This is a genomic window from Rufibacter soli, from assembly GCF_054781795.1.
Genome location: NZ_BAAGTS010000002.1, coordinates 1,519,060 through 1,532,413 on the forward strand (window position 1 = coordinate 1,519,060; position 13,354 = coordinate 1,532,413).

At 50.3% G+C, this 13,354-nt stretch carries 10 protein-coding genes; 1 reads left to right on the plus strand and 9 read right to left on the minus strand.

The window, feature by feature from the left end; translation table 11 throughout:
• Positions 1-522 precede the first annotated feature (522 nt).
• From ACYVJQ_RS08255 to ACYVJQ_RS08270, 4 genes are all read right to left on the minus strand, one after another.
• Positions 523-1,806, minus strand: a complete 1,284-nt coding sequence (locus ACYVJQ_RS08255) for a PepSY-associated TM helix domain-containing protein (protein WP_460892600.1) — start codon at positions 1,804-1,806, stop codon at positions 523-525.
• Between the two features lie 67 nt (positions 1,807-1,873).
• Positions 1,874-4,294 carry a TonB-dependent siderophore receptor gene (locus ACYVJQ_RS08260; RefSeq protein WP_460892601.1) on the minus strand — a complete coding sequence of 807 codons (2,421 nt, stop codon included), beginning with the start codon at positions 4,292-4,294 and terminating at the stop codon, positions 1,874-1,876.
• Between the two features lie 250 nt (positions 4,295-4,544).
• Positions 4,545-4,889, minus strand: a complete 345-nt coding sequence (locus ACYVJQ_RS08265) for an MmcQ/YjbR family DNA-binding protein (protein WP_460892602.1) — start codon at positions 4,887-4,889, stop codon at positions 4,545-4,547.
• A 74-nt stretch (positions 4,890-4,963) separates the two neighbouring features.
• Positions 4,964-5,797: an ion transporter gene (locus ACYVJQ_RS08270; protein ID WP_460892603.1), complete on the minus strand. Its 834-nt coding sequence runs from the start codon at positions 5,795-5,797 to the stop codon at positions 4,964-4,966.
• A gap of 377 nt (positions 5,798-6,174) precedes the next feature.
• Between ACYVJQ_RS08270 and ACYVJQ_RS08275 the strand changes: the two genes are divergently transcribed.
• Positions 6,175-7,992 (plus strand): glycoside hydrolase family 10 protein, encoded by a 1,818-nt coding sequence (locus tag ACYVJQ_RS08275; protein ID WP_460892604.1) that lies wholly within the window; start codon positions 6,175-6,177, stop codon positions 7,990-7,992.
• Between the two features lie 162 nt (positions 7,993-8,154).
• Here ACYVJQ_RS08275 and ACYVJQ_RS08280 read toward each other — a convergent pair whose 3' ends face one another.
• The 5 genes from ACYVJQ_RS08280 to ACYVJQ_RS08300 form a co-directional block, all read right to left on the minus strand.
• Positions 8,155-8,571 carry an SRPBCC family protein gene (locus ACYVJQ_RS08280; protein WP_460892605.1) on the minus strand — a complete coding sequence of 139 codons (417 nt, stop codon included), beginning with the start codon at positions 8,569-8,571 and terminating at the stop codon, positions 8,155-8,157.
• A gap of 207 nt (positions 8,572-8,778) precedes the next feature.
• Positions 8,779-9,144, minus strand: coding sequence for a DUF2200 domain-containing protein (locus ACYVJQ_RS08285; protein WP_460892606.1), 366 nt, complete (start codon positions 9,142-9,144; stop codon positions 8,779-8,781).
• Between the two features lies 1 nt (position 9,145).
• Positions 9,146-9,538, minus strand: coding sequence for a DUF1801 domain-containing protein (locus ACYVJQ_RS08290; protein ID WP_460892607.1), 393 nt, complete (start codon positions 9,536-9,538; stop codon positions 9,146-9,148).
• 96 nt (positions 9,539-9,634) lie between these two features.
• On the minus strand, positions 9,635-10,162 hold the full coding sequence (locus tag ACYVJQ_RS08295) for a DUF4269 domain-containing protein (RefSeq protein ID WP_460892608.1): 528 nt from the start codon (positions 10,160-10,162) through the stop codon (positions 9,635-9,637).
• A 183-nt stretch (positions 10,163-10,345) separates the two neighbouring features.
• Entirely contained in the window at positions 10,346-13,288 is a 2,943-nt protein-coding gene (locus ACYVJQ_RS08300) for an FAD-binding and (Fe-S)-binding domain-containing protein (protein WP_460892609.1), read from the minus strand.
• Positions 13,289-13,354 lie beyond the last annotated feature (66 nt).

Here is a 13,354-nt window from a genome sequence, read left to right on the forward strand (position 1 = left end):
ATCCGGAGCGGAAAGGTGCAGAACAAAATCTAAAAATAAAAGAGAACCCGAAAGGAAAACGGAGATTATGGACGCATAAACGCTTGTTTGGCACTTTTGCATTGGTAGCCTTTGGGAAAGGAGCTGGGGCAGAAAAACCATAAAAAATAAAAGCCCCGCAGCAGCGCAGACCGGCTTCTGCAAAATTCCTAAGGGAATAAGAGGGGTTGTCTTAGTCAAACAGAAGTTTGGCGCCCCCTACAAAAATAAAGATCCAGACCAGGCCCTTGATCAGAAAGAACAGGAACCCTGCCAGCCCAAACCTTTTCAACACTTTTTTCCAATTAGTCATTTTCATCTCTCTGGAAGAAATATCCCCGGCGGTTACCGGAGGTTGGCTTTCGCTAAGTTCGGGTTTTAAGCTTGTTTTTCAAAAAACAGGCCCAAAACAATTCTTGGCGCTAACAATTGCATACCATTCTAAATGCGAAGGTGGTCCAGCACCATTTAAAGGCACTGGACCACCAGAAACTGCATTTTTCCTTAGCCCGCCAGCGCCTGCGCCCTTTTACGTTTTTTGCCTTCTTCCTTTCGGCGGTTCTTAAGTAGCCGGTTTACCCATAAAATAATACCGGTAATAGGGAAGGTAGTGCCCGCTATACAAGCCAGGAAGGCAATGATCCTGCCCGGCAATCCGGCAATGGACCCCACGTGCACCGGGTAAAAAGTAGCTCTCACTTGTTGGCCCAGGTTTTTATCTGCGAACCGCTGCTGCCCCAGTACCTCGCCGGTATAAGGGTCTAAGAACAACTGGTTGGAGGCCCGTTCATGCACTGCGTTTAGTGGCATCACCGAAATGCTAATGGCATCTTCGGGGGCTTTAGGTGAATTGATGCTGATGAACTCTGCCGCCGGTTCCCAAGACTTCGCTTTGGCCAGGGCCTGGTCAAGGGAAAGGGTAGCTGCTTCGCGGGCCTGGGTGGTGGGAGGTTCTGGTCTGGTGTTTTCGGTGCCGGTTACAGTGTAGATAGCGTTGTTGAACCATTCAAAAGACCAGGCTAGCCCGGTAAACGCGAATACAAACAGGAAAATGGCGGTGTAAAAGCCAATGACAATGTGGAGGTCATGATTGAGACGCTTCCAACCACCGTCCCATTTCAGTTTAAGGCGCTGTTTTAAGATCTTCTTGTTTTTAGGCCACCAAAGCACAATGCCAGTGACCAGGATAAACAGGAAAAAGACGGTGCTAATGCCCACGATCAACTTTCCGGTGTCCTCGGCTAATAACCAGCGGTGCAGCTGGAACATGGTAAAGAAGAAAGACTCGCGGTGGTTGTAGGTGCCCAGGAATTGCCCCGTGTAAGGGTCCATGAAGGCCTGGATAGAAGCTTCTTTTCCGCCGCCGCCTTTGCCTCCCTTGCCGCCGGCTCCTTTGCCTTTGCCGCCTTCCTTGTGCCCGGCACCCGCCTGGGCCAGGGCTTTCCCGTCTACTTCTTTTCCAGGACCGGCCTTGCCTTCTTTTTTACCTCCTTCTGATTTACCTTCCGCCTTGGGGTCTTTAAAGCTTAGTTCCACCGAGCGGGTAGGGTCTGCGTACACTTTCACAGAGGTCACCTTAACTTCCGGCATTTGCCGCTGCAAAGCAGTTACCAGGTGCTGCAGGGGCAGGCGCTCAGTGCCTTTCTCCACAGTATAGCGTTCCGGGTGAAAGGCCATTTTTAGTTCTTTCTCAAAAACCAGCACGGCACCCGTGAAGCAGACAATGGCAATGACAAACCCAGAAACCAGGCTTAGGTATAGGTGAATGTTGCGAAAGAAAATTTTCATGTAAAGATTACACTTAGGTTAAGGCGTGGCGACAGGATTTGGCATTTGCCGCTCTAAAAATAACGGTTTATAGCTTATAGGAAATGGTGGCCATGAACTGGCGCGGCGCAATAGGGTTGACGCTATTGTCATCATGGGCATTATAGCTCAGTTTGTCCAGTAGGTTTGACAGTTTCAGACGGACAGACAGGCGTTGCAGGGTATAGCCCACATGGGCATCAAACAGCACATAGTTAGGGAGCGCGATCAGGCGGTAGGCGTCATTGGCCACGGTAAGGCGGGTGTTACGGCCGGCCATCCGGTCCCCGGCAAAGAAGGAACTGAGCCCTACGTTCAGGCCACTTAATTTCTCGTTCTGGAAGGCATAGTACACGCTGGCATTGGCGGTGTGGGCCGGGTTGTAGCGCAGGCGGTCGTTTTTCGCGTAAATATTGCTTTTGGTGTAGCGGGTGTCATTGTAGCTATAGCCGCCAATCACGGACCAGCCATTAATCGCTTTGCTCATCACATCCAATTCAAGGCCTTTGCTGGTCACCTCGCCGGCCAATTCCTTAATGGTGGAGTTGGTATTGGGAGTCCCCTCTGCGGTAAACAAGGCGGTTTGCGGGGAGGCGCTGTTCTTGATTTGGTACACCGTTAAATTAGCCGAAAGCAGCCCCTGGAACAACTCATTTTTAATTCCCGCTTCATACTGGTCAATAATAGAAGGGTCTAAAGGACGGAAATTGATGTCGGTGCCGGTGTTGGGGGTAAAGGAGTTAGCATAGCTGACAAACAAAGACGTGTTCTGGGTAGGCTGGAACACCACGCCGGCCCTTGGGCTAAAGGCATAGTCATAGCTGGAGGTTAGGGTGCGGGTGTCCTGGTTATTGACCACGGTGTTGGCTTCCCCTTCTATATCAATGGCGCTGTAGCGTAACCCGGCCAACACTTTCCATTTAGTAGACAAGGAAATCAGATCCTGGGCATAGATGCCGTAGCGGTTGGTAAGGGTTTTGGTGTCAAAGGTGCGTTTGGCAAACTGCGGAATGCTGCTTTTCTGCTCAAACTTACCCAAATCATAAATGTTGATTTTATCATAGGCTGCCACCGAAAGGAAGGCCGGACTCACTACATCATACTGGTCTACATCGGCGCCAACCAATAGCGTGTGCTCCACTTGTCCGGTTTTGAGATTCCCGGTAAGATCAAGCTGGGTGAGGTAATACTTTTCCTGGGAGGCACTTTTCTGCAGGCCCCGATTCAGGTCACCGTTGTAGGTGCCGTCAGAGCCTTTAATAAACCCGGTGGGGCGGGTAGTGCTTAGCTGGGAGGCCTCGTACTGCTGGAAGGAAGAGGTGCTCTTGATTTCCCAGTTAGGGCTAAGCCGATGGGTGAGGGTAGCCATGAGGCTCTGTTGATCCACATTGTTCTCCGCGAACGACACGCCCAAAAAACGGCTGCGGGGCACCGCGGCTATCTCATAATTAATGGCGCCAACGCCAAAATCCGGGGTGCGGGTATCTTTAAGGTAATCGCCTTCCAGTAAAATAGAGGTGCGGGTGCCGGCCTTAATAAGCAACGATGGGTTGATGTAGAAACGCTGGGCCTGTACCTGGTCTCTGAAACTGCCCGAGGTCTGGTAGGAGGTGTTTACCCGGTAGGCCACATGCTCGCTATTGTTCAAGGCACCATACACATCCAGAGAAGGTTTGTAAAAATCATAGCTGCCCACGCGCATGGTCACTTCACCGCCATTTTCAAACCTTGGCTTTTTAGTGACCAGGTTAAGAACACCCCCGGCGGCTACATTCCCGAATAAAATGGCGTTACTGCCTTTCATCACCTCTACGCGCTCTAGTCCAGACATTTCTGGCATAGCGCTGTTGTTGTAGCGGGCCCCGTTTTTAAACGTGTTGCTGCTCCCGAAGGAGAAACCACGGCCTGCTATCTCTTCCTGCGTACCGCCGGTGGTGCCAGCCAGGTACACGCCATTCACGTTCTGCAGCACCTCGCTCAAGACCTGGGTCTGCTGGCGTTCCAGCACTTCAGCGCCAATAATGGTCACGCTCTGCGGAAGGTCTAACGGCTGAATGGCCATTTTACCAATACTGAGCGGCTTTTCATTGAGGGACTGTTTACCTGTGACCACCACTTCACCCAGGCGCTTGGCATTTTTTACCAGCACCAGGTCAAAAGGGGCGTTGCTGTCTGAAGTGAGGTGGCAGGTACGCTCCTGGGGGGCAAACCCCAGGCAGCTGGCAATAAGGGTGTACTCCCCGGCAGGCACATTCCTGAAAACAAAGGCGCCTTCTTCTGTGGTTACAGTTACTTTTTCCAGTTCCTTGATCATGACGCTGACATAGGCCGCCGGTTCGCCATCCTGGGTGGTGACCCTTCCTCTCAGATTAGTGGTTTGAGCCTCGGCAAAGCCGCAGGAAACTAGAAGCAAAAAGATGGAGAGAAAGAGGGTATGAGGTATTGAGGAGGTAGGGTAGAGTGGACGCATACTAGGTCATTTTTATTTAGACTAATTCTAAACTCATGCAAATGAAGTAGCTATTTAGAAGCATTACAAATAATTGGCTGAAAATATTTTGGAATGCTATATTTAAAGAAAGTCAGGCAAACAGGGCCCTAATACCTATCTGCCTGAAAGAAAGAAGGTAAACAATAGAGTAGGCCTTGGGGCATCTAAACGAAAAGCCAGAAGGAATTACCTTCTGGCTTTATATGGAGGAAAATAAGGGGAAAGTATTTTAGAGACCGGCCGCTTTGAGGTCCTTTTTGGAAAGTTTTGCCTTCACCAGTTCATAGGACTGCCGCAGGTACTTCTCCAGTGTAGGGGCTGGCACCTGATGTCCTTCCTTCAGAAGCACCCAGTGGTAGCGGGCCAGGTAAGGGGCAGGCACCACCCCAGGCAAAGCTACTAATTCCTCAAATTCCTCGGGAGTCACTTTCATGGAAAAGCTAAACGGAGGTTCCATACTGCCCACTGAAAACATCTTTCCGCCGATGGAAAAACAGAGGTCGTGCTCCCATTTCACGTCTTCAGTAACGGCAGGGAAAGAAAGGCAAAGAGCGCGTAAAGATTCCAGGTTCATAAGGTAGGGTGGTTTGTACCCCAAAGGTACTCTAGTTTAGGGCAATTTTTGCCAAAACACCCTTAAAACGGAAATTACCGGGCCGGGCTTCCCAGCTGACGGCCACAGTTGCTGCAGAAATTGGCTTCGGCCTCTACCGGTTGACCACACTGCAGACAGCGCACAGAAGAGGCAGGAGGGGCCGTCTCCTCCGCTGACCTTATTTTGGAAAGCTCCACGGTTACTATGCCCGTGGGGACCGCAATAATGGCATAGCCCAGTAGCATGACCACAGAAGAAATTACCTGGCCCAGGGCGGTCTGTGGGGTTATGTCGCCGTAACCCACCGTAGTAATGGTGACAATGGCCCAGTAGATACTCTGCGGAATACTGGTGAACCCGTGCTCTTCCCCTTCCACCACATAGATAAGGGTGCCCACCAACAGCACCAGCGTGCAAACGGCCAGAATGAACACCGTGATCTTATGGAAACTGGCTATCAGCGCCGCTTTGATCACTTCCCCATTTTTCACGAAGCTGGTGAGCTTTAAGATCCGGAACACCCGCAACAGGCGCAACACCCTAATGGTCATGAAGAACCTGATGCCGGGGCTGAGAATGGCCAGGTAGAAAGGCATGACGGATAGAAAGTCTATGATGCCGTAAAAACTCAATATGTATTTGAGAGGCCGATGATGGCTGTAAATCCTAAGGAAATATTCAAGGGTAAAGGCCAGCGTGAAAATCCATTCCAAGCCCTGGAAGTAGGGCAGGTAGAGTTCCCGGTACTTGGGAACGCTTTCCAGGATCACGGTTAAGGTAGAAAGCAGAATCAACCAGAGCAACACCACATCAAACCTTCGGCCGGCCTTGGTTTGGGTGCCATAGATCACCTCATATAAATGCCTTCTAAGGGTATTTTTTCTCATAGAACCTGGTGCCTGCTCCTTTTACTGTTTTAGGACTGTTTTGTTAAAAACGTGCTTAAAACGCCCTTTTATCCCAAAAGCAGCCTTTGGGAAATCTCAAACATAGGGAAAATAAAGATTTAAATACGATGGGCCTCAGAAGGTTTAGAAACCAAGGCCGCCGTTTTGCAAGCCGAATCCTTATCTTTGAACTTGCTTTAAAGGGAGTTAGCCCAGAACCTTACCTTGTGGTGGGTTTAAACCAAATGGCAACCTGGTGCCTGCATCAGATAAGGAGGGTTTTTGAAAACCTTCGGCGGATGACTTCTTTTATGGCCAGTCTAAACAGTTTTTTGCCACACACCTTTCGTCCAGGTGAAGTATTCTTTAGGATTTTTATGCCCAGGTTTTTCCAAGTATTGCTTTCGTTTTGCCTTCTGATTTCTTTTTATCCGGTTACGGCCCAGGAGCTTCCTAACCGGGAGTTCAGGGGAGTGTGGGTGGCCACGGTAGCTAATTTAGACTGGCCAGTACAGGGCGCCTCGCCTGAAAAGCAAAAAGCCGCCCTGCGCGACATGCTGGATAAAATAAAGGAAGCCAACCTGAATGCCGTGTTTTTTCAGGTAAGAACCGAGTGCGATGCCTTTTATAGATCCAGCAAAGAGCCTTGGTCCAGATTCCTGACCGGCACCCAAGGCAAAGACCCCGGCTATGACCCCTTGGCCTTCGCCATAGAGGAGGCTCACGCCCGCGGGCTGGAACTGCATGCCTGGTTTAACCCCTACCGCGTGAACACCGTCAATACTCCTGGCACCTACCATGCACAGCACGTTTCCAAAGCCAAACCAGAGTGGCTGCTGACCTTTGCCAACGGGAAAAAGATCCTGAACCCCGGCCTGCCCGAAGTGCGCCAATACATCACCTCCATTATTAAGGAAGTTGCCCAAAACTACGCCATTGACGGGGTGCACTTTGATGATTACTTCTATCCTTACCCAGAGGGCCCTTTCAAGGGGATTTCCAATGAAGATGCAGCTACCTTCCAGGAGTTTGGCAACGGTTTTTCTGGGGTGAGTGACTGGCGCCGCTTTAACGTGAACGAGACCATGCGCCTGGTCCATGAAGCCCTGCAGCAGGTAAACCCCACGGCGCGGTTTGGGGTAAGCCCCTTCGGGATCTGGAAAAACGGCGAGCCGGCCGGCATTTCGGGCATGGACTCCTACAATGCCATCTACGCCGATCCGCTGTATTGGCTGGATCAGAAATACGTGGATTACCTCACCCCGCAATTGTACTGGCCCATAGGCGGGCGCCAGGATTACCGAAAACTGTTGTACTGGTGGTCAGACAGGGCCTATGAGGCAAGCCGCCACCTGTACGCCGGGCACATGGTGCAGAAAAACTATACCCTGGATGAACTGCCCCAGCAGATTGAAATCACCCGCTCCAACCGCGACCGGCATGCCTTAGGCAGCGTGGTATTCCGGGCCTCCAACATTACCAATAATACCCTTTTGACCGGTACCTCTTTCAAGTCGGCCACCTTCCGGTTTCCGGCAGCCCCACCTTCCATGGCCTGGAAAAATGGGAAAGAACCGGCTGCACCCCAGGGATTAACCGTCACCCTGAACGAACAAACCGGAAATTACGAAATCACCTGGGCCAGAAGCCCGGCTAACACCCATTCTTTTAAACGGTACCTGCTGTACACCACCAACACCATGCCGGCCACCGGCGCCTTAACCCCCGAAGGAGCCGTCAGAGCCTTTACCACCCAGGAAAAGGTAATAATTCCGGCGGCAGAGGTGCCCTCACCGGTTTCTTTTTGGGCCGTGAGCGAGGTAAGCCCCGGTAACCACGAAAGCCCACTCAGTAACGTGGTCATTCTAGGCAGCCCAGTGCCAATGCTGGCAGAGAATGCCCAGAAGCCAGTTTTAACCATGGAGCAACCCACGGAAACACCAGTTGCTGAAGTGGGCCCGCTTTCCACTATTACCAACAAACTATTGGTGCCCATAGAGCTCACCAAAAAATCTGGGGTGAAAGCCGAGCTTTACACGTTGGATAGAAAAAAGAAAACCAGGGTAATCAAAGAGAAATACAAACCCGGAAAACACACGTTAACCATCCCCAGAGGTAAATTTGCCAAAGGCACTTATCTGCTGGTACTGGAGTATGGAAATGAAAGAACGGTGCAAAAGGTGGTATTCAACTAAAGTGAGGGCTGGAAATCAATAAAGGAATTGTACCAAAAAGCGGGTTGTTAACGCGGGCTTTAAATAGGTTACCCATTCCTGAATATCCATCTATAGATGTACTTGGGGATGGAGGCGTTTTAGAGGCGTTTTTCCAAAAACAGGCTTAAAACAGAAAAATCCTTATACCAGTACCCGCTTCTCCATTTTAAGGATTGGATCCCAGGCATTTCCTTCCGCCACCTCTTTGAGCAACTGGTTCCTTTTCCTCAACAACCGGGTCATATAACGTTGCAGAAAAAGGTAATCAGCCAAATTCCCTAACCACCAAAAGGGGGAGGTATAGTCAAATTGATCTTCCATCAAGGTGGCGGCACTATTTAAGGCCTTAAAGGAATGTTCATGACGGAAGCGCTGGAAAGCTCCTGTCACCATTTCATCCACAAATAAAACAGGCCGCTGAAATTCAGTAATTCTGGTCTGAAGGTACTGCCTTACCCCAAAGTGGGTCGCTTGCCAGGTTACCGTTTCATCTAAGCCAATCAGGCCAGATAGCACCCCACGCACAGCACGTTCCTGGGTTTGCTGTGTAGAAGCCATATGCAGGTCAATGCTTCTAGCTAGGTCAAAGCAAATCTCAACAGGGGCTGGGATGGTTGTTTGCAGGTGAATTATTGGCACAGTGATATCTGTATTAGTAATTTCTGTTTTGAGGCTGTTTTCAAAAAAATGAGCTCTAAACGGACATTAGGTGATTAACTTTTTCTCCTGCCATGACTCCCTCTCTGACCTTCATAGCCGTTACGCTTAGACCTGGCGCAGAATCTTCTCCAGCTTTTTTCCTTTGGCCAGTTCATCAACCAATTTGTCTAGGTACCTGACTTGCCTGGTCAACGGGTTTTCAATTTCTTCAATCTTATAGCCGCAGATAGTGCCGGTAATCAAGTCAGCATTGGGGTTCAGGTTGGCCTTCTGGAAGAAGTTTTCAAAGGTGGCTTTTTGGTCTACCAATTCCTGTAAATTTTGCTCAGTAAACCCGGTGAGCCAGGCAATGACCTGGTGCAGTTCTTCTTTGGTGCGGCCTTTGCGCTCTACTTTGGTGACATAATGAGGGTACACAGCCGCGAAGGTCATGCCGGCAATCTTGGCATCATGGGCAGGGGTGGTATTCATGTTATTTCAGTCTTTCCAGGTGGCCTTTTCTTTTCACCAGATTCTTATAGTCCCATTGAATGTCCCGCGCTTTCTGCAGCCATCTTTGGAGATCAGCAAGTTCAACCTGGTCTGGAACAGAATAGGTGATGGAGGCATCCCTGAATTTACCCGTGCTGGGTTTAAGCCCTTCCTCACCAAAATCTGCGCCGCTCCAGAACATGAGCCGTATGCCTGCCTTTAGTTTGCAGTACCCTACCACAGGGTTGCCCTCCAGAAACCAGACCGGGTGGGCGTGCCATATCTTGCTTTCCGCCTCGGGCAATTCCGCATCAATGGCCGTGGCCAGCAAATCGCATAGTTCCTGGTGGGCAGGAGACTGGGATTGGTGATAGGTCTGGAGGTCTTCTTTCATGGGTGGAGAGGTCTTTTACTTAGGCTACGATTAGTAAAAACAACGGGCAAGTCTGTGGGCCGGACCATGAGTTTTATACCTTGTTGTACACCAGTTTTATATTTCAAATTTCAACAGTTCTGCATAAGGATCTCCAACCAAACCCAATAATTTGGCAAAAGCAGGCTCTGTCTTTAGTCCTTCTTTTTTAAGTCGTATGACTTCCTCTCTGAACTTATCATCTTTTAAACTCAAGATTTTATGTTCAATTAGCATATGCTTGAAGGCACTTTGCTCTTTGGTAGGGCAATCCTGTCCAAAAACTTCTACTTCAAATTCGCCTGCTCGAAAGGATACAATTGTTGAGAATAAGTTATTCCAAGTATTTGTCTTGATTTCAAATTTGTCTTTGTCTGAGTACAAACTAGTGAGTGTCTTTGCAAATTCATTGTGGTTGGAACATTCACAAATAATATCTAAATCACTTTCTGGTAGGTCAATCCCAATAGGTATAGTTCCTGTCAATATTGGACTATAAGCTTGCAAATCCTCAAAGATTAATAGCTTAGTCAATTCTATATAGGCTTGTCTCTGACGTTTATTCCCTTTTTTAAGATATTCAATATTTGTAAAGTCTGGCATCATTGTTTTAAATAGTATACAACGAAAGTCTATATGTTCCTCCTACTGTTATCTGCCTTAAAACAACGTAAAACATGGCTATTCCCCGCCGTTACTAATCAATACATATAATTAGATTTCCACTTATTTCTCAAATTCGATACCTGTTTAGAGGCTGTATTCCAAAAATAATCCCTAAACAGAAACCTACCGCAACGCCTCAAACAACACCTCTATCGGATGCTTAGCATCCCTTCCGGTCCCGTCATGAATTTGGTGGCGGCAACTGGTACCAGGGGCAGCGATGATGACCTCATGGGCCGCAGCCCGCACGGCAGGGAAGAGCACCAGTTCGCCTACTTTCATAGAGACCTCATAATGCTCGGCTTCATAGCCAAAGGAGCCGGCCATACCGCAGCACCCCGAGGGAATGGTTTCCACCTTGTAATTAGCCGGTAGGCTCAGCATCTGCTGAGTGTAGAGCACGCTGGAAAGGGCCTTCTGGTGGCAGTGGCCATGTAGTTTAATAAGGCGGGCCTCGGTTTTGAAGAGGTTACGGTCGATATTCTTATTCAGGATCTCGCGGGCAATGAACTCATCAAACTGGAGGCAGTGAACAGATAGGTGTTTGGCATTTTCTGCCTGGTCTTCGTCTACTAGGTCCAGGTACTCGTCTCTAAAGGAGAGAATGCAGCTGGGTTCAATGCCAATGAGCGGCGTCTCCGCTGACACCAACTTGTGCAGCATCGCCACATTTTTCTGGGCCAGTTTCTTCGCTTCGCGTACCAAGCCCTTGGAGAGGTAGGTCCGGCCACTTTCTTCGTGTTCGGGGATTATTACCTCATAGCCCAGTTTCTCCAGCAACAGCACCGCCTTTATGCCAATGGGGGTGTCATTGTAATTGGTGAACTCGTCACAGAACAAGTACACTTTCTTTTTAGGCGCTCTGCTTTCTTTCCCTTTTGCCACCTGGTGCTTTTTAAACCAGCTGCGTAGGGTGGTGCTGTGCAGGAGCGGGAGGGACCGTTTGGGCGCGAAACCTACGGCCTTTTTAAAGGCATTGGCGGTAAAAGAGCTCTTAAACAACAGGTTATAGGCCCCGGGCAACAACGAGGCCAGTTTGTTGGCATTGTTAAAATTACTGATCAGGCGAGTACGGAAGGGTACGCCGTTGGCGTCATAGTAGTGCTGCAGGAACTCGGCTTTCAGTTTGGCCACGTCTACGTTAGAGGGGCACTCAGATTTACAGCCCTTGCAGCTTAGGCAAAGGTCCATGGCCTCTTTTATTTCCTGGTGGTCAAAGCGGTTGGCTTTAGGCGAACGGGTCAGAAACTCGCGCAGGACGTTAGCCCGACCGCGAGTGGTGTCTTTCTCGTTGCGGGTCACCATGTAACTGGGGCACATAGTGCCGCCCGTGAGCTGGGTTTTGCGACAGTCGCCGGAGCCGTTGCAGAGTTCAGCAGCCCGGAGAACACCGCCTTGTTCTTTGAATTTGAAGACCGTGTCAAACTCCGGGGTTTCCTGGCCGGGATCATAGCGCAGGAACGTGTCCATGGCTGGAGTGTTCACAATTTTGCCCGGGTTGAAAATATTGCCGGGGTCCCATACGCGTTTCACTTCTTCCAGCAGGCGGTAATTCTCCTCCCCAATCATGTAGGGGATGAACTCGCCCCGCAGGCGCCCGTCACCGTGTTCGCCGCTTAGAGAGCCGCGGTATTTCTTGACCAGGTGCGCAATCTCTGTGGCAATAGTCCTGAAAAGCTCGTTTCCTTCCTGGGTTTTCAGGTTGATGATGGGGCGCAGGTGCAGTTCCCCGGTTCCGGCGTGGGCATAGTGCACGCAGTACAGCCCGTACTGCTCCAGGGAAAGGTTAAACTCCCTGATGAACTCCGGAAGGTCTTCCACATCTACGGCGGTGTCTTCAATCACAGCCACCGGTTTGGCATCACCAGGTATGTTAGATAATAAGCCCAATCCTGCCTTACGGAGCGTCCAGACTTTCTTGGTATCTGGGCCCAACACCAAGGGGTAATGGTAGCCTAATTGGTTTTTCTCCAGGTCCCGCACCAGAGCTTGGGCGCGTTCTTCAATGGCCGCTTGGGTATGGTCTGACAATTCCACCACCAGAATAGCGCCGGGGTCTCCCTGTACAAAGAACCGGTTTTGGCTTTGCTCAATATTGGTTTTGGTACACTCTAACACATAATGGTCCATGAGCTCGCTGGCCGTGGGGTTGTGGCGCAGCGCCACCAAATTAGCCCTTAAGGATTCATCTACCGTCTGGCAATGGATGCACAACAGGCCAATCTCTTTGGGCGGCAAGGGGTTTACGTGCAGGGTGATCTCCGTGAGGAAAGCCAGCGTGCCTTCAGAACCGGCAATGAGTTTACAGAAGTTGAAAGCCTCTTTGCCGGGCGTAAAGGGCTCGGTTTCCAGAAGCAGGTCTATGGCATAGCCGGTATTGCGGCGCTGAATACTGGGTTTAGGGAATTCGCTCCTTATGTTTTCCTGGGTAGGCCCGTGCGAAAGCATTGCTTTGGTGGCCTGGTACAGGCGCGTCTCCAGCGGGCCAGACGTGTTCTCACCGTGGCACTTGGCTTCAAATTCAGCGGCAGACAAAGCAGAGAACTCGGCCTCTGAGCCATCGCTTAAAAGGGCTTTCACAGACAGCAGGTGCTCCCGGGCGCTGCCGTAGACAATAGAATTGGAGCCGCAGGAATTGTTGCCAACCATGCCGCCAATCATGGCGCGGTTGGCTGTAGAGGTCTCGGGCCCGAAGTAAAGGCCATAGGATTTCAGGAACAGGTTCAGTTCATCTCTGATCACACCCGGCTGTACGCGTACCCAACCTTCTTCTGGGTTTACTTCCAGTATCTTAGTGAAGGTGCGGGAAACGTCTACCACAATGCCATGGCCCACCACCTGCCCGGCCAGAGAGGTGCCGGCCGTTCTAGGGATAAGGGATGTGCCTTCCAGGCGGGCAAACGAAATAAGGGTTTTGATGTCTTGCTCGTGGGCCGGAAAAGCCACTGCCAGCGGTACCTCACGATACGCCGAGGCGTCTGTAGCGTAAAGCGTCCGCATGGTGGAATCAAAATGTAATTCCCCGTCCAGTTTCTGGGCGAGGTACTGAAGTTTCTCTGGATTCATGGGCGTACCAAAGTCTCACACGGCCTATGGGCAGGCAAGCTTCTCTGGATAAAAGGTAATGGGTGG